Origin of the sequence: Fictibacillus aquaticus (assembly GCF_002245695.1) — a bacterium.
In the GTDB taxonomy this organism is placed as follows: Bacteria; Bacillota; Bacilli; order Bacillales; family Fictibacillaceae; genus Fictibacillus; species Fictibacillus aquaticus.
In genome coordinates this window covers 54,059-71,423 of record NZ_NOII01000001.1, presented here as the reverse complement: position 1 = coordinate 71,423, position 17,365 = coordinate 54,059, and the positions used below count along the sequence as shown (strand labels likewise).

Annotated in this window: 18 protein-coding genes; 4 read left to right on the top strand and 14 right to left on the bottom strand. The window is 46.4% G+C overall.

Features of this window, described 5'->3' with window-relative positions; all coding sequences use genetic code 11:
* Positions 1-13: 13 nt before the first annotated feature.
* The 7 genes from deoB to CGZ90_RS00320 form a co-directional block, all read right to left on the bottom strand.
* Complete coding sequence (gene deoB / locus CGZ90_RS00350; RefSeq protein ID WP_094250353.1) at positions 14-1,192, bottom strand: phosphopentomutase; 1,179 nt, start codon at positions 1,190-1,192, stop codon at positions 14-16.
* A gap of 124 nt (positions 1,193-1,316) precedes the next feature.
* Complete coding sequence (xerD, locus tag CGZ90_RS00345) at positions 1,317-2,207, bottom strand: site-specific tyrosine recombinase XerD (protein ID WP_094250352.1); 891 nt, start codon at positions 2,205-2,207, stop codon at positions 1,317-1,319.
* Positions 2,208-2,219: 12 nt separating this feature from the next.
* Positions 2,220-2,447, bottom strand: a complete 228-nt coding sequence (locus tag CGZ90_RS00340; protein ID WP_094250351.1) for a YqzK family protein — start codon at positions 2,445-2,447, stop codon at positions 2,220-2,222.
* Positions 2,448-2,655: 208 nt separating this feature from the next.
* Positions 2,656-3,120, bottom strand: a complete 465-nt coding sequence (fur, locus tag CGZ90_RS00335; RefSeq protein WP_094250350.1) for a ferric iron uptake transcriptional regulator — start codon at positions 3,118-3,120, stop codon at positions 2,656-2,658.
* 111 nt (positions 3,121-3,231) lie between these two features.
* Positions 3,232-3,870 carry a stage II sporulation protein M gene (gene spoIIM / locus CGZ90_RS00330; RefSeq protein WP_094250349.1) on the bottom strand — a complete coding sequence of 213 codons (639 nt, stop codon included), beginning with the start codon at positions 3,868-3,870 and terminating at the stop codon, positions 3,232-3,234.
* Between the two features lie 75 nt (positions 3,871-3,945).
* Positions 3,946-5,106 carry an endonuclease Q family protein gene (locus tag CGZ90_RS00325; RefSeq protein ID WP_094251735.1) on the bottom strand — a complete coding sequence of 387 codons (1,161 nt, stop codon included), beginning with the start codon at positions 5,104-5,106 and terminating at the stop codon, positions 3,946-3,948.
* Between the two features lie 7 nt (positions 5,107-5,113).
* Positions 5,114-5,656 (bottom strand): NUDIX domain-containing protein, encoded by a 543-nt coding sequence (locus CGZ90_RS00320; RefSeq protein WP_094250348.1) that lies wholly within the window; start codon positions 5,654-5,656, stop codon positions 5,114-5,116.
* Positions 5,657-5,752: 96 nt separating this feature from the next.
* Here CGZ90_RS00320 and mciZ point away from each other — a divergent pair, with 96 nt between their 5' ends.
* Both mciZ and CGZ90_RS00310 read left to right on the top strand, forming a co-directional pair.
* Positions 5,753-5,911 carry a Z-ring formation inhibitor MciZ gene (gene mciZ / locus CGZ90_RS00315; RefSeq protein ID WP_094250347.1) on the top strand — a complete coding sequence of 53 codons (159 nt, stop codon included), beginning with the start codon at positions 5,753-5,755 and terminating at the stop codon, positions 5,909-5,911.
* A gap of 103 nt (positions 5,912-6,014) precedes the next feature.
* Entirely contained in the window at positions 6,015-6,923 is a 909-nt protein-coding gene (locus CGZ90_RS00310) for an aldo/keto reductase (RefSeq protein WP_094250346.1), read from the top strand.
* A gap of 53 nt (positions 6,924-6,976) precedes the next feature.
* Here the strand turns inward: CGZ90_RS00310 and CGZ90_RS00305 are convergent, their stop codons facing one another.
* Genes CGZ90_RS00305 through CGZ90_RS00285 form a run of 5 tightly spaced genes read right to left on the bottom strand, consistent with a single transcriptional unit; the run spans position 6,977 to position 12,079 of the window.
* Positions 6,977-8,152, bottom strand: coding sequence for an acetyl-CoA C-acetyltransferase (locus tag CGZ90_RS00305; RefSeq protein WP_094250345.1), 1,176 nt, complete (start codon positions 8,150-8,152; stop codon positions 6,977-6,979).
* A 20-nt stretch (positions 8,153-8,172) separates the two neighbouring features.
* On the bottom strand, positions 8,173-9,486 hold the full coding sequence (locus tag CGZ90_RS00300; protein ID WP_094251734.1) for a short-chain fatty acid transporter: 1,314 nt from the start codon (positions 9,484-9,486) through the stop codon (positions 8,173-8,175).
* 24 nt (positions 9,487-9,510) lie between these two features.
* The gene (locus tag CGZ90_RS00295; protein WP_094250344.1) at positions 9,511-10,164 is read right to left on the bottom strand and encodes a CoA transferase subunit B; all 654 of its coding nucleotides are present in this window, start codon (positions 10,162-10,164) and stop codon (positions 9,511-9,513) included.
* A 15-nt stretch (positions 10,165-10,179) separates the two neighbouring features.
* Positions 10,180-10,872 carry a CoA transferase subunit A gene (locus tag CGZ90_RS00290; protein ID WP_094250343.1) on the bottom strand — a complete coding sequence of 231 codons (693 nt, stop codon included), beginning with the start codon at positions 10,870-10,872 and terminating at the stop codon, positions 10,180-10,182.
* 16 nt (positions 10,873-10,888) lie between these two features.
* On the bottom strand, positions 10,889-12,079 hold the full coding sequence (locus CGZ90_RS00285) for an acetyl-CoA C-acetyltransferase (protein WP_094250342.1): 1,191 nt from the start codon (positions 12,077-12,079) through the stop codon (positions 10,889-10,891).
* A gap of 133 nt (positions 12,080-12,212) precedes the next feature.
* Between CGZ90_RS00285 and CGZ90_RS00280 the strand changes: the two genes are divergently transcribed.
* Positions 12,213-13,130, top strand: a complete 918-nt coding sequence (locus CGZ90_RS00280) for a hydroxymethylglutaryl-CoA lyase (RefSeq protein ID WP_094250341.1) — start codon at positions 12,213-12,215, stop codon at positions 13,128-13,130.
* Between the two features lie 65 nt (positions 13,131-13,195).
* On the opposite strand, the gene CGZ90_RS00275 is transcribed toward CGZ90_RS00280, so the two are convergent.
* Complete coding sequence (locus CGZ90_RS00275) at positions 13,196-13,519, bottom strand: iron-sulfur cluster biosynthesis family protein (protein WP_094250340.1); 324 nt, start codon at positions 13,517-13,519, stop codon at positions 13,196-13,198.
* Positions 13,516-14,070, bottom strand: coding sequence for a PadR family transcriptional regulator (locus CGZ90_RS00270; protein ID WP_094250339.1), 555 nt, complete (start codon positions 14,068-14,070; stop codon positions 13,516-13,518). The genes CGZ90_RS00275 and CGZ90_RS00270 overlap by 4 nt, the downstream gene beginning before the upstream one ends.
* Positions 14,071-14,227: 157 nt before the next feature.
* On the opposite strand from CGZ90_RS00270, the gene CGZ90_RS00265 reads away from it, so the two are divergent.
* Positions 14,228-17,365, top strand: a complete 3,138-nt coding sequence (locus CGZ90_RS00265; protein ID WP_094250338.1) for an efflux RND transporter permease subunit — start codon at positions 14,228-14,230, stop codon at positions 17,363-17,365.

Sequence of the window (17,365 nt, the reverse complement as noted above, 5' to 3'; positions counted from 1 at the left end):
TACAATGATTATTTTAAAGTTGCGATAAAAAGCTTACACCATTGTCTGGTGCTTTTACGCCGTATATATCAGCCACTGTCGCTCCGATATCAGCGAATGTCGGAGATACCTTCAGCTCTTTTCCATTTTGAATGTTTTTATGGAAAACAACGAGCGGGACGTATTCGCGCGTATGGTCTGTACCATGATGAACTGGATCGTTTCCATGGTCTGCTGTGATGATCAGCAGATCATCTTCACGAAGCTTACCAATTACTTCTGGAAGGCGGGCATCGAACTCCTCGAGTGCTTCACCATACCCTTTCGGATCTCTTCTATGTCCGTAAAGAGCATCAAAATCAACGAGATTAAGGAAGTTCAAGCCAGTAAACTCCTTGTCCATCGATTCAACAAGCTTATCCATCCCGTCCATGTTGGATACGGTGCGAACTGCTTCAGTTACCCCTTCGCCATCAAAGATATCCGAGATCTTGCCGAGTGCAATACTGTCGAGCCCTGCGTCCTGCAGTTCATTCATCACTGTCCGGCCGAATGGCTTAAGTGCGTAATCATGACGGTTTGACGTGCGCTTGAAGCTTCCCGCTTCACCTGTAAACGGCCTGGCAATAATGCGGCCGAGCATATATTTACCTTCGCGTGTCATTTCTCTCGCTTTTTCACAAATGTCATAAAGTTCTTCAATCGGCACGATATCTTCATGTGCCGCTACTTGAAGTACGGAGTCTGCTGAAGTATAAACAATCAGCTTTCCTGTTTCCATATGCTCCTGTCCGAGTTCTTCAAGGATTTCGGTTCCAGAAGCAGCTTTATTTCCGATAATGCCTCTTCCCCACGCTTCCTCAAGCTGTCCTATAAGCTCCTGAGGAAAACCGTCTGGGAACGTCTGGAAAGGTTCATCGATACGGAGACCCATGATCTCCCAATGTCCTGTCATCGTGTCCTTGCCATTTGATGCTTCCTCAAGCTTTGCATAATGCGCCTTAGGCTTCTCCACTGCGGAAATGCCTTTGATTTCTGCAATACGTCCTAGACCAAGTCTCTCCATGTTCGGCATGTTCAAGCCGCCCATATGATCGGCGATATGGCCAAGAGTGTGTGCACCTTTATCATTAAACCGTGCAGCATCCGGGGCTTCGCCGATTCCTACCGAATCCATCACGATTAAAAATGTGCGTTTAAATTGATACTCCATATCCGTTCCTCCTATAAAAAGTTACATTAATTTACTATTGCCTCACTCAATTCAAATAAAACAGCAGACGTAGTGGTCAGAAGTCTGACCTCTTGTGACGAAGGAAAGCTAAAAGCTTTCTTTCTTATGCTCTAGGATGAAAAGCTGTGTAGACATCTTTCAATCTTGTCTTCGTCACATGTGTATAAATCTGAGTGGTAGAGATGTCCGCATGTCCCAGCATTTCTTGGACTGCTCTTAAATCTGCTCCGTTTTCAAGCAGGTGGGTGGCAAAAGAATGTCTGAGTGTATGCGGGGTGAGATCCTTCTGGATGTTCGCCTTGCGAGCGAGCTGTTTCAAAATCTTCCAGAATCCTTGACGTGAAAGTCTGTTTCCGTGGTGATTCAAAAACAGCGCGTCCGGCCTTTTTCCGCGTCCAAGCTCCATACGTCCTGAATCCAGATACTTCTCCACTGAATTTTTTGCCATTTTCCCGAGCGGAATGATCCTCTCTTTGTTGCCTTTTCCCCGGCACATGATGAATCCCATTTCCAGATGGGCGTCACTCATATTAAGATCAACCAGTTCCGAGACCCTCATGCCTGTCGCATAAAGCAGTTCAAGCATCGCCTTATCGCGCTGTGAAAATGCATCATTCCCTGACGGACCGTCCAAAAGCGCTTCCACTTCTTCTGTTGAAAGAACCTTAGGCAGCTTACGATCCGACTTTGGTGTTTCAATATGTACGGAAGGGTCGTGGCTGCACATTTTTTCTCTCAGCATGAATTGATGAAAAGAGCGTATCGACGCAATATTGCGTGCCACTGTGGAAGAAGCTTTTCCTCCATCTTTTAAGTGATGCAGGTATGACATAATGCTGTTGCGTGAGATTTCCTCTGCAGAAACAAGCTGATCGACATTTAATAGATAGTGCGAATATTGAGTAAGATCTCTTTTGTATGATTCTATTGTATTACGGGAAAGCCCGCGCTCTACTACCAAATATTGAAGAAAATCTTGAATTTGATCGTTCATCTTTATCTTCCTTTATTCGCCTGATTGATAAAAGAATTTAAGCCTGTCTAAAATATTGCCTTCACTGCCAGCGTCCATTTTAAATACTTTAACGGCACGGCCCTCAGGCTCATCGTACCTATGATAGTTTTCATATTCTTTATTCAGCCACTGCAAACCATAATAGAAAATAAGGGTGCATACTGAGAAGGCAAGAAACACCTTTGAACTTCTCCATACTAGTTTCAGCCATTCCACCATCATACAGCCTCCCTGTGTATAACTGCTTTGTACAGGGTATGCCTGATAGGACTTGCTTTATACTATCAAATTCATAGATTGTCTATAAAATTTAAGTTACCCCATTGCGGCTTTTTTGTAAACAAACAATTCATTTTTCTTCCTCTTTAGAGCTGCACTGATCATTTCAAACCGTGTATTATTTTTTGCTCAACAAAAAAAGAAAACCTTATTCCGGGTTTTCTTCTGCGTCTTCATTATTATGGCAGCGATGACAGATACCGTGAAAGGTAAGACGGTGATCCTTAATTTTAAAGTTCCAGCCCTCTTCCACTATTTTTTCGACATCTCCTAAAAGGTCCTCTTGGATTTCATCGACTGCGCCGCACTCGATGCAGACTAGGTGATGGTGAAAATGGTCGGCACCCTCAGTTCGCAGATCATAGCGGGAAACGCCGTCCCCAAAATTTATTTTATCAACGACTTTCAGTTCGGTTAGAAGCTCTAGTGTTCGGTACACCGTTGCAAGGCCTATTTCTGGCGACTTTTCTTTCACGAGCAGGAAAACGTCTTCAGCGCTTAAATGATCTTCTTCATGTTCAAGGAGGACTCTGACGGTCGCTTCGCGCTGTGGAGTCAGCTTGTAGCTCTGAGAATGCAACTGTTTTTTGATGCGGTCAAGTCTGCTTTCCATACGTTCTCCTCCTTATAATATACATTCATATTATAAACAGCGAGAAAAGGAGTGTCAATTTAAACTAATTACAAACAACCGTTAATATTTATTATTAAATGATATTCATTATCAAGACGTTGACCATTGAATGACCTGCTTGATCAAAGGCGGTGAAAGCACAGCTTCTAAGCTCACGCCGGCTACAACGATTATTCCAGCGGCTGTCACTACTAATGCGTATGAAAAAAGCTGATGAATGAACGGGACGCTCGTCCTTTTGCCTGCCAGCTGCTTAATGATCCGTATGGAAAAGGACACTGCTGCAGCAGTAATAAAAATAAAAGCAGGGATTAGAAAGATATTTTGCGGCAGAACAGCAACAAATGCCAAAAGAAAGCCGTGCCAGCCCATCTGATTGATCAGGAAGCCAACCGTGAAGCCGACAACAACACCTTTTAAGAACAGCAGGATAAGTATGATCGGAAGTCCGATTACTGACAAACCAAGCAGCCAGATCAGCCCGATGTATTTAATATAGTGACTGAACCCTTGCTGGAAGATTTCTGTTTTAGCAGCAAAACTTCCGTCCAGCGCCTGCATGAAAAACCTGGACAAATACGTGTACAAATCTTCCTTTTGAGCAGGCGAAAGGCTGTTGACGACAACAGCTCCAAAAATGACTCCCATTAAAAAAAGGACCGTTACAAATGCGTAAAGTGAACTGTTCTCTTGTATATGCTTCTGTATGACTCTCTTAAACGGCTGCATGGTTTTAGCCCTCCCTGAAATCTCTTAATTCATTCTATGAAAGAGAATCAGAGGGTATGCCATTTTCTCATAGAGTCATTCTATCCTGCCGTAAGCTCCTCCGCCTCCTGCCTTGATCATTAATCTGCCTTTCCGTGCATCGATAATGCTTGCAGAGGCACGTGAAGAAAGCATTTCTTTTAGTGCTTCCTCATCCGCGCTGTGTAAAACGGCCATATCATTGCCGAAACGTATTCTCAGTTTATCCAGCGTTCTAGGTCCGATGCCAGGGATAAATTCAAGAGGCACTTGATGGCGGTAAGGAGGACGGACAGCTGACTGTCTCACAGTTCCTGAAAGCTCTTCTATACGCCTGCTCACACCTTTAATCCTTTTGCTGCAACCGCATTTTAGACAAGTTGAACGTTCTCTGTCCCAAACAGCAAGACATTCGGCACAAACACTTTCGTAATATTTTCCAAGCAGCGGGTCCAGCCCGAAATTGGCAGATATATGACGGCCGCCTTCACCCCTTAACGCCATTTTCAGCTCCTTAAAACTAACGCTCTGCACAGAAAGCTCCATATGTTCCCGCCCTATTTTTTCAAGTGAATGGGCATCTGAGTTTGTCAGGAAAGGATAGTTCTGCAGTTCGATAATTCTTTCCGCCATGGAGGTATCTGCACTAAGACCGAGTTCAATGCCATCAATTTTATCTCTGTCAAAAACTTCACTCAAGCTTTTTTGAACCCCTTTGCCATACAGACTCTTAAATGGAGTGAATACATGAGCTGGGATAAAAAGCCCCCCTAGTTCCTTTGCTTTGTTCTGAACTTCAAGTCCTGATGCGTAGATGCGCTGAGAGCTTAAATGATAGTTTTTCATTCTTTCCTGCAGCCATGAACTCCATTTTTTTAATGCAACCATATCCGGAAGATAAACAAGCACGTGAACAGGACCTGAACAGTTTTCATCATTGATTTCAATTTCAGAACCGGTGATCAGGCAAGAGTCGCCGTACCCGAATCCTCCATCCTGCAGCTCTGCTAGAGCTCCGCCTTTTATCATTGTCTCTATTTCACTGATTACTTCAGGCACATGGCAGTCGATGATTCCTGTCATCGAAATGCCCTTGATATCTTTTGCGAATTGCAGGATTTTTGGAAGCGTGAGAGTTTTTGAGCCTGTTATTTTTACAGGCCGTCCTGTCATCGTCCTGCCAATGTGGATATGAAGATCGGCAAAAATATGCTTCATTCCTGTTTCAACGGTCATACTTCATCTGCAGGTACATGGCTGCATACATCGTCTTTGCATCATGAATTTCTTCCTTCTCTATCAGTTCAGAAATTTCAGCTGCCGTGAGTTCGAGCACATCTATAAATTCATCTTCATCCGTATTCTGCTCCCCTTTATAAATAAGCGAGTCGGTAAAATAGACCGTGATGATTTCATCGGCAAAACCAGGAGAAGTATAAAAAGAAGCGATTTTTTTCATTTCTCGGCACGTGTACCCTGTTTCTTCCAGAAGCTCCCGTTTCGCGCTTTCCAGCGGATCCTCTCCTTTTTCAAGCTTGCCTGCCGGAATTTCAGTGATCACCTTTCCAAGTGCTTTGCGGTACTGTCTGACCATCAGCGCTTTCTTGTCTTCAGTGACCGCGATTACGGCTACAGCACCAGGGTGCCTTACAATTTCTCTCGTGCTTTTACCTCCGTCGGGCAGGAGTACGTCCTCGATCTGCAGGTCTATGATTTTACCTTTATAAATATCGCGGGTATTGATTGTCTTTTCTATTAAATGGTCCATCGATAACACTCCTGTTCTATTTTTTTCAGCATATACATAAAGTCTATCATACTTTGGAATACTGAAAAAAAACGATGAAACAAGGAGGCTGTTCACTTGAAAGTGTATATTCAGCCAAAAGGCATCACTCTCGTAGGGAAAAGCTGGCAGATCAAGCATATGCTCAAGCAATACGCGTCTCGCTATCATACGGTAGAAGAATGGATTTCGTCGTCACAGCCTAAATCGAAGCCTTCTCTTAAAGTCCTTCCTTGATCTTTAGGGAAGGACTTTATCTTGTTTCACCATGTACTTGAGCACAGTTTTATGAATGCACCATGCACTGTGGTAATGTTGATAGAAAGGAGAGTGATCGGAAATGGAAAAAAGGCAGATTGGCAGTTCAGACCTTCACTCAAGCGTGATCGGTCTCGGCTGCATGTCATTAGACCCTGGGAACCCAGCAGAAAACAAACGAATTATTGATGAGGCGGTCGAATTAGGCATCAATTACTTTGACACTGCTGATTTATACGACTTCGGCAAAAATGAAGAAATTGTCGGCAGTGTCCTGGCTCACCGCCGCAAAGACATCATTCTCGCGACAAAAGGCGGGAACCGCTGGAACGAGGATAAAGATTCATGGAGATGGGATCCTTCAAAAGCGTACATAAAAGAAGCCGTTAAAGGCAGCCTCAGACGCCTCAGAACAGACTATATTGATCTTTACCAGCTTCATGGCGGCACGATTGATGATCACATGGATGAAACGATCGAAGCGTTCGATGACCTGGTAAAAGAGGGCACTGTCCGCTTTTATGGGATTTCGTCGATCCGGCCGAACGTGATCCGCTATTATGCCGAGCATTCAAAGATTGTCAGCGTGATGATGCAGTACAGTCTGCTGGACAGGCGGCCTGAGGAAATGTTTTCTCTGTTGGAAGACAAAAATATCAGCGTTTTGGCAAGAGGGCCAGTCGCCAAAGGAATGCTTTCTGATAAAGTGCAGGATATGGATGGTTCCCGGTCCTTTTTGAAATGGCGTGCAGAGGACGTCAAACAGCGCATGCTGAAAGTGAAAGAAGAACTGAAAGATTATAGGATACATGAAGCCGCACTGCAATATGTCCTGAGCAGCGGCACAGTTGCCTCAGCTGTGACCGGAGCAAGCAGCATAGAGCAGATCCGACAAAACGCTTCTGCCGGCATGCTGCCGCATTTAAGCGACGGACAGAAGGCACTGCTTTCCGAATTATTCCCTTTTGAACCTTACAAAGACCACCGCTAAAAACAATTATAATTAAAAACTGACTTGGAGCTTGCTCCAAGTCAGTTTTGTTATTAATGAGCTACATTTTCTATGATCATTGCTATCCCTTGACCGCCGCCAATACAAAGGCTGGCAAGCCCATAGCGCTTACGCTGCCTTCTCAGCTCATAGGACAGAGTCAAAAGAATTCTCGCTCCGCTCGCTCCTACTGGATGTCCAAGTGCGATAGCCCCGCCGTTTATGTTCGTCCGCTCACGATCAAGATGAAGTTCCTTCTCCACGGCAAGATACTGTGCACTGAACGCCTCGTTCACTTCCACAAGGTCCATGTCTTCAAGCAAGAGTCCTGCTCTAGCTAATGCAGACTTGATGGCAGGCACCGGTCCGATGCCCATAACAGAAGGATCAACGCCGCTTACTGCCCATGACACAATTCTTGCGATCGGTTTCATGTTCTTCCGATAGACTGCTTTTTCACCTGCCAAGATCAATGTTGCCGCTCCATCATTGATCGTGCTTGAGTTTCCAGCAGTTACAGTCCCATCTTTTTCAAAAGAAGGCCTTAAAGACGCTAACTGATCAGAGGATGTCTCTCCTTTGATCGATTCATCTTGCAGCGCTTCCCCTTTCTTTACCGGTACACCGATGATTTCTTCAGCAAACTTTCCGGCTTCCGCTGCACGATATGCCCTCTGCTGGGAGAGTATTGCATATTCATCTTGCTGCTCTCTTGTAATTCCATACTCTCGTGCCAGGTTTTCCGCAGTGATACCCATTCCGATTCCGATATGCTGATCGGTAAGCGTGTGCAACAGCATATCTTCAAACGCCAGCGTTCCATATTTCTGCCCGCCAAAACGGTGAGAAAATGAAGCATGGGGGCTCATCGACATATTATCTACGCCTCCGCATAGGGTAATGTCTGCATCGCCGGTCATAATGGTTCTTGCCGAGGAAATCGCAGCCTGCAGTCCGGATCCGCAAAGCCGGTTTACGAGCATGGCCGGTACTTCCTGCGGTATTCCAGACCTGAGTGCGATATGTCTTGCCACGTAGGCGGCGTTCGTAGTCGAATGAATCACGTTTCCATACACGACATCTTCAATTTCACCAGGCTCGACATTCGCGCGCCTTATGGCTTCAAGTGCTGTAACCGATCCAAGCGTAACGGGTGAAGTATCTTTAAACTGCTTGCCAAACGCGCCGAACGCTGTGCGCGCTCCTTCCATAAGGAAAACTGACTGCATGATTCACGACTCCTTTTACTTTAAAAAATGGTAAGGCCGAGACCAATGATAATACCGCTCACAATGGTGGCAATCAGGCAGAAGCCCATTATGTCCTTTGCTTTCAGTCCTGCGATCGCAAGCGCAGGAAGCGCCCAGAATGGCTGGATGAGGTTTGTCCATGCATCCCCCCATGCCACAGCCATCGCTGTTTTCGCAGGCTCGATTCCAAGCTTCATACCGGCTTCAAGCATAACGTGAGCCTGAACCGCCCATTGTCCCCCGCCGGAAGGAACGAAAATATTGACAAGACCAGCACTCAAAAAGCTGAAAAGAGGGAACGTTGTCTCATTTGAAATTTTCACGAACCAATCAGACATTTCACTGACAAGGCCCGAGCCCATCATCATTCCCATGATGCCCGCATAAAAAGGAAACTGGATGATGATACCGCTTGCCCCTTTGACAGCTTCGCTGACGGAATCGATATAATTCCTCGGTGTGCCATGCAGCAGGATGCCCAGAAACAAGAAGATGAAGTTTACGACATTGATATTCAAATTAAATCCATTTTTCAAAAAAAAGTAGACGACGAAAGAGAGACCGAGAACCCCGATCAGCAAGGAAAGCACTTTGCTGTTCTCAAGCTTGACCGCCGGTGTTGCCTCTTCTTCCACAGCCGCAGCTTCTGCCGATTCATTCAGCAGAGAAGGATCGATATAAACGGCTTCGTCTTTGTTAAGCATAAGCCTGTTCACCAGAGGCAGTACAACAAACAGCGTTCCAATGATGATGAGGTTAAACGGTGCGAACAGTGTTTCTGTTGTCGGGATCACCCCGATCAGATTTTCCGTAAAGTGGCCTTTTGTCGCGATGGTAAGCGGAATTGATCCTGAAAGCCCTCCATGCCAGACGACAAACCCGCTGTACGCGCTCGCGATAAGAAGCCTGTAGTCTACATCTTTCACTTGCTTCGCCAGTTCTCTGGAAAAAACCGCCCCGATCACAAGACCGAACCCCCAGTTGATCCAGCTCGCTGCGAGAGCTGTCAGCGTGACCGCTATGATAGCCTGCCCAGGTGTTCTTGCTGTACCAGCAAGCTTGCGGAGCCCTTTTTTTACGAGTGGTGAACTTGCAAGCACATAGCCAGTTACTAGAATGAGCACCATCTGCATGGAAAATTCAAGCAGTTTCCAGAACCCGTCTCCCCAATGACCGATCATCTGAACCGGAGACTGGCCGACGAGCACGAGGCCAAGGATAAAAACGAGAAGTGTCAAGATAACAACAAAGATAAACGGGTCAGGCAAATACCGCTGCATGATTCTGTTGGAAAAACTCGTTAATCCTTTGATCATCCTTATGCTCCTTTTTATAAATTAATAGGCATACAGTTTCAATGAATCGGAAACGGACAGCTTTGCTTCTGTGCAGTTTTGAATATCTTCTGCTGTAAAGCCTTCCGCTGTTTCGACCAGCACGAGGCCGTTTTCTGTTACATCCATGACTGCGCGGTCCGTGATGATGCGCTGCACGACGCCTTTCCCTGTCAATGGAAGCTTGCATTCTTTTAAAATCTTGCTTTCTCCTGCCTTGTTGACATGATCCATGATAACGATGATCTTCTTTGCGCCATGAACGAGATCCATCGCTCCGCCCATGCCTTTGATCATCTTTCCAGGAATCATCCAGTTGGCCAGGTCTCCGTTTTCGGAAACTTCCATGCCGCCAAGGATAGCGATATCGATATGCCCGCCGCGGATCATGCCGAACGATTCAGCACTGTCAAAATATGAAGCTCCCGAAATCGCTGTAACGGTCTCTTTTCCTGCATTGATCAGGTCTGGATCTACCTCGCTTTCTTCCGGAAAAGGACCGATGCCAAGGAGGCCGTTTTCGGACTGCAGCACAACCTGCTTGTTGTCCGAAATATAGTTAGCGACCATCGTCGGGATGCCGATGCCAAGGTTTACATAAAATCCGGATTCGATTTCTTTCTCTGCGCGTCTGGCGATTTTTTCGCGTGTGTTCATGTATGTATCTCCTCTCTATCCTTGTTTTACTGTCAGACGTTCAATTCGTTTTTCCTGCTTGCCGACAATCATGCGCTGTACGTACACACCCGGTGTATGGATGGCATCCGGATCAAGCTCCCCGATCTCAACCAGCTCCTCTACCTCCGCGATCGTCACTTTTCCTGCTGCCGCGATCATCGGATTGAAATTTCTCGCTGTCTTGTTGAAAATCAGGTTGCCAGCTTTATCGCCTTTGGCTGCTCTAACAAGGCTGAAATCAGCTGTAAGCCCAAGTTCCATCAAGTATTCCTTGCCGCCGAACATTCTTGTTTCCTTTCCCTCCGCAACAGGTGTTCCGACTCCAGCCGGTGTGAAGAATGCTGGAATCCCTGCTCCGCCAGCCCGGATTCTTTCAGCGAGGGTCCCTTGAGGAATCAGTTCAACCTCCAGTTCGCCTGCGAGCACCTGGCGTTCGAACTCTTTGTTCTCGCCTACATATGACCCTATCATTTTCTTGATCTGTTTATTTTTCAGAAGAAGACCGAGTCCCCAGTCATCTACCCCGCAGTTGTTAGAGATGACAGTGAGATCTTTTACCCCTTTTTCTTCTAAAGCAAGGATCAGATTTTCCGGTATTCCGACAAGCCCGAACCCCCCGACTAGCAATGTTGCTCCATCCTGTATATCTTTTACAGCTTCACGCGCGGAATCTAATAGTGGTTTCATCCTGTTTCTCTCCTCCTTATCCTCGTTCAACAATTGTCGCGACGCCCTGGCCGCCGCCGATGCACAATGTCGCAAGCCCGTATTTCGCTTCTCTTTTTTGCATTTCGTGTACAAGTGTAACGAGCACTCTCGCCCCGCTTGCTCCGATAGGATGTCCTAATGCGATCGCTCCGCCGTTCACGTTCAGCTTATCCGGGTCAAATCCTAAATCTTTCCCTACAGCAAGCGACTGGCTCGCGAACGCTTCATTTGCTTCGATCAAGTCCATATCCGAAATATCAAGGCCTGCCTTTTCCAGCGCTTTTTTCGTCGCGGACACAGGACCGATCCCCATAATATGCGGCTCAACACCGGCACTTGCGTTCGCACGAATCACAGCAAGCGGCTTCAAACCGAGTGCTTCCGCTTTTTCACGGCTCATCACGACAAGCGCGGCTGCACCGTCATTGATACCTGAAGCGTTTCCGGCCGTCACCATACCGTCTTTTTTGAATGCTGGACGCAGCTTGCCTAGCTTCTCAGCTGTCGTCCCTTTTTTCGGATATTCGTCTTCGCTCATTACGATAGGTTCGCCTTTACGCACCGGGATCTCGACCGGAACAATCTCATCAGCAAAACGTCCTGATTCCATCGCCTCGGCAGCTTTTCTCTGGCTTTCAGCGGCGAAAGCATCCAGCTCGTCCCGTGAAAGACCGTGTGTCTCACATAAATTTTCTGCTGTCATGCCCATATGGAAGTCGTTGAACGCACACCATAATCCGTCATGAACCATGGAATCCACCATTTTGCTGTCACCCATGCGCAGTCCTGATCGTGCATCCTTCATAATATATGGCGACTGGCTCATGTTTTCCATACCGCCGCAGACAGCGATCTCGCTCTCGCCGAGCCAGATGGACTGGCACGCGAGATGCAGAGCCTTCAATCCAGAACCGCAGACTTTATTGATCGTCATGCTCGGGATCTCGACAGGAAGGCCAGCATGAATAGCGGCCTGTCTCGCCGGATTCTGCCCAAGTCCTGCCTGCAGGACATTGCCCATGATCACCTCATCTACATCACCAGGTTTCACATCAACTTTTTTCAGCGCTTCTGAAATAACAAGAGCTCCCAGTTTCACAGCAGAAACGTTCTGCAGAGCTCCCATGAAACTCCCAATCGGAGTCCTGACAGCGCTTACAATCACTGCATCTGTTTTTGTGTTCATTACAGTTCCTCCCTCTCTCTATGTATTCTGAATATTCACCAATATCATAACATAACTGACTTAAATGTATTGCAAGTGGTGATTGTATATAGGTAAAATATTTTTAAAGCGTTTACATAAAAGGAGGAAAACAATGGAACTTCCCGAACGAGCTGCCATAATTGAAGTCGGTCCAAGAGACGGGCTTCAAAACGAAAAAAACTTCGTCGATACTTCCGTAAAAATCGAGTTCATAAAAAAACTTAAAAAAGCCGGCTTTCAAGAAATGGAACTGACCTCTTTTGTTTCTCCTAAATGGGTGCCGCAAATGAAGGATTCCGCGGAGATTGTCGCATCCTGCCTCGATGATGAAACAAGAAATTTCGTCCTGACTCCAAACGAACGCGGCATTCAGCGTCTGTATGAGACATCATGCAAAAACGCAGCCGTCTTTGTCGGAGTGAGCAATACCTTCAATCAAAAAAACATTAATAAGCCGACCGCCGACAGTCTCAGCGAGCTTGCACCGCTGATCAAGGATTTAAAGCGCAAAGGCTATTTTGTCCGAGCGTGCATCTCTACCGCTTTTTACTGCCCATATGAGGGGAAGATCGACGAACAAGATGTGCTCGCTGTTTGTGAACAGTTCGAATCGTTCGGGGTTGATGAGCTGAGTGTCGCTGACACGAACGGGATGGCAAGCCCGCTTGAGGTTTATGAGCTGTTTTCGCTTCTCAAGCACCGTTTAAGCTCCACGACCCTTTTGACAGCCCACTTCCACGATACGAGAGGTCTCGCACTGGCAAACATTTTCGCCGCTCTTCAGGCAGGAGTGAACCGCTTCGATTCATCAGCGGGAGGACTCGGCGGCTGCCCTTTCGCCCCAGGAGCGACCGGAAACGTAGCAACAGAGGATGTTGTGTATATGCTGCATCAAATGGGGATTCAGACAGGTATTCAGCTCGAGCCGCTGCTGGAAGCCGTCGATTATATTTCAGATTATGTCTCAAGGCCTGTTGAAAGCAGGCAGTACAAGCTTGGCCAGATGAACCGCACCCGCGCTGAGCAATAATAAAAGCCTGTACATCCTGAGGTTTCCTCACGGCTGTACAGGCTCTTTACTTTTATGAACTGCTGTTATTGTGCTGATGAAAATAGCTTCATCCGAGAATTCAATATTTGGCTCTCGCTTTTCAGCACAAAAGATCCGCTCGTGTTTGTATCGATCAAAAGGTTTTCATCAAAAAACACGGCTGTTGTCTTGTCATAATATATTTCAGGATCCGCTCCTTCCGCCAGCACATCGTTCTCTTCCGGTTCAGGTACAAGCCACAGAGCCGATATTCCGCTTACAAGGCAGCCGCAGCCTTCAGTATCGTACTTCAGCTTTAGCACCCCATCCTTTTTATCCAGCCATTCGTTCACAGCTTCACGTGCTTTGCCGCTCCATTTAATGTTCACTCCGCTTCATCTCCGTTCATTTTTTCAAGTTCTTGAATCGCCCAGTCGCACCACTCGACCCAGCTCTCCATATATTTTTGGCCGAAGCCTGATGTTAAATATTCTCCCAGCTGATTCTTTGAATAGCGGCCATCGGGAAAGTTCATGCCTCGCCACATTTTCATCGCTTCGAGTCCCTGAAGGTGATGCTCCCTGCTTTTTTTCAAATACTCTGCAGCTTTTTTGGATGGCAAATTTTGAAAAAGAGATACTTTCAGCAAAAATTCATCCTTTAGCTTTGGCATGACAGATGGCTGCTCTAAAAGCCAGACAAGCAATGCTTCATATCCTTTATCCGTTATAGAGTAAATTTTTTTGTCAGGCGCTTCTACTTGATGGACATGCTTTGATAAGGTCAGGCCGTTCTCTTCCATCTTCAGCAGCTCCCTGTAGATCTGTGTATGATGAGCGCTCCAAAAATAAATCATCGTCTCTTTAAACTGCTGGTTCAATTCATAACCTGTCGCGTCATTCTTCGCCAGCAGCCCGAGCAATGCATAACGTAAGGCCATAATGCCCCTTCTTTCTTTGAAAAATGTTCTGTTTTGCATTGTAACATATTTTTCACAATTTCTCAGAGTATATTGCTTGATATATTATTGTCATATTTATTATATTAAACTTATACATATGTGAAAATACACATATAATTTTTTTTAGGAGGAAACCATGAACTGGCTAACGAAATTCAGTTTGAAAAATCCGTTTGCTGTATTTATTATTTCATTTTTGCTTATTGTCGGCGGCCTTTTTTCTTTCAGGTCACTTAAAGTAGACCTGCTGCCAAACGTCGAGTTCCCCCAGCTGACTGTTCAGACTGTCTATCCGGGCGCATCTCCGCAGGACGTCAACAAGCAAGTCACAGAGGAACTTGAAAAACAGTTTAAAGGTCTCGAAGATGTTAAATCGGTCAAAAGCTCTTCCCTTGAAAGCGTGTCGATCATCTCTATGGAGTTCCCGTTCACTGCAAATATGGACGATGTGGAAGATGAAGTAAACGCGCTTGTGAAAGAAGCTAAATTACCTGACACAGCCGATGTGGAAGTGAACCGGTTTTCTTTTGGTTCCGTTCCGATCTATAACATCTCTCTCTTTCCAGCTAAAGGGGATGAGAGCATCCAGCCGTTTGTTGAAGATGAGCTTGTTCCCGAACTGAAAAAGATTCAGGGCATCAATAATGTTTCCGTCGGAGGCATTAAAGAAACGTTCCTTTCTGTTATTGTCGATAAGGAAAAAGCGGCTCAGAACGGCATCACATTGAACGCTGTAAAAGAAGCCATACAAGGACGCGGGCTGTCATTCCCGGCCGGTACAGTAACAAAAGATTCAATCACGGTTCCTGTGAGAGTTGAAGAAAAAGTAGAAACGATCGATGAACTAAAATCGATCACCTTATCTTCTCAAGGCTCACAAGGGCAGATGCCTGCTGCCGAAGGACCGTCATCAGGCTCTGGACAGCCTGGAACTGCACCTGAAGGACCGCCTGCGGGTGCTGCTCCTCAGAGCCCATCACCTAAGAGCATCAAATTAAGTGATGTGGCCACTGTTAAAGAAGCTGAAGATGTTAACGAAATCACGCGATACAACCAGAAGCAGTCGCTCTCAATGGCGGTAACTAAAAAGCAGGATGCCAACACGGTTGAAGTCGCTGAGAAGGTCATCTCAGTTTTGAATAAAGACAAATATGACGAAAAGCTGGACTACGCGATCGGCTTCGGCCAAGCAGAAGGCATCGAGGATTCTGTTAACACTCTGATAAAAGAAGGATTGTTCGGGGCTCTTTTCGCTTCCATCGCTGTCTTGTTATTCTTGCGCAACGTGCGCGCGACGATTATCGCGATCATTTCAATCCCGCTTTCCTTATTGATCGCAGCGATCTTCCTTGCACGTCTTGATATCACGCTGAACATCATGACGCTCGGCGGAATGGCTGTAGCTGTTGGCCGTGTTGTCGATGACTCTATCGTCGTTATCGAGAACATCTTCCGCCGTATCAGAAAAGCTGAAGGTGGGTTTGACCGCAACGAGCTGGTAATCGACTCCACTCAGGAGATTTTAAAAGCGATCGTTTCTTCGACTCTCACGACCGTTGTCGTGTTCCTGCCGCTCGGGCTTGTAGGCGGAATCACCGGAGAATTCTTCCTTCCGTTTGCATTGACGATCGTGTTCTCTCTGCTCGCATCATTGCTAGTAGCCGTAACGATTGTGCCGATTCTTGCAAAATTCGCGTTTAAGACCGTTAAGCCTGAAAACAATGACGGACTGCTTCAGCGCTGGTATGAAAGAGCGATCTCTGCTTCTTTAAACCATAAGCTGCTGGTGCTCATCGTTTCGTTTGCTCTTCTCGGAGGTTCATTCTTCCTGGCTTCCGGTCTTGGCATGGTCTTCCTTCCGAATGAGGAACAAAAAACCTTGACCGCGAACATCGAGCTTCCAGCGAGCACGAACGTGGACAAAACAAACAAAATCGCACTTGAAGTGGAAGAAATGTTTGCCTCACGGGATTCGATCAAGGACGTTACGGCAGGCATCGGAAGCCGCGATTTCCAGACTGGATTAAAACGTGAGAATGTCGCCAACTATTTCATCAACCTTAAAAAAGGAACAAAAATTGAAGATGAAATAAAAGAACTTGAAAGTGAGATCAAGAATATCGTCAGCGCTGAGGAAAAGGATGCTGTGATCTCGCTGCAGGAACTTTCGTCCGGAGGGCCTCCTTCCAACAACGAAGTAACTATTGACCTGTACTCCAACGACCTCGATGCCCTTCAAAAGGCTGCTTCTGAAGTGGAAGACTACATGAAATCCAACGATGATTTAAAGGCAGTCACGAATAATTTCGAGGATAAACAGACTCAGTGGGCTGTTTCGATCGATACGAAAAAAGCAGCTGAAAAAGGTGTATCTGGTTTTGCACTGCTAGGCGCTGTTAGTGACGCGACTAAACCTGTTGATGCCGGAAGCCTTGAGATGGAAGGCAAAGAAAAGAAGCTGCGCCTTTCTTATGACCGCGAGATCACCTCGCTCGACGAGATCAAAGACATGACCGTTTTTGGCGCTGCTGGCCCTGTGAAAATCTCCGATGTGGCTGATGTTGAGGAAAAAGCAGCGGTTACAAGTGTTCAGAAACTTGACGGAAAAATTTACGCGCAAGTTTCGGCACAAGTGAAAGGAAACAACGTTCAAAAAGTAACGTCAGAAGTCATCGATGATGTAAAGAAAAAGGTTGACCTTCCTGATTCTGTTTCACTTGAAGGCGGAGGAGGAAGCGAAGAAACGATGGATACCTTTATGGACCTCGGACTCGCAATGCTTGTTGCAGTCGGGCTCGTCTATCTGACGATGCTTATCACGTTCGGAGCAGCTCGTATTCCGTTTATCATCCTGTCGTCACTGCTCTTCGTTCCTGTCGGAGCCATCGGCGGACTTTACCTGATCAATGAGCCGCTCTCTGTCAGCGCGATGATCGGTGTGCTCATGCTGATCGGAATCGTGACAACAAATGCAATCGTGCTTGTTGACCGCATCGGTCAAAACCGTGATATTAAAGGGATGCCAATCCGGGAAGCATTGCTTGAAGCAGGAAAGACACGGCTTCGCCCGATCCTGATGACAGCTTTTGCGACCATCGCTGCCCTCATCCCGCTCGCACTGACAACTTCATCGGGCACCCTTATCTCAAAAGGGCTCGCAGTAGTTGTAATCGGCGGACTGACAACCTCTACCCTGCTCACACTGATCATCGTTCCAGTCCTTTACGAGCTCTTCTATAGAAGACAAGTAAAGCGGGAGCTAAAAGCAAAATAA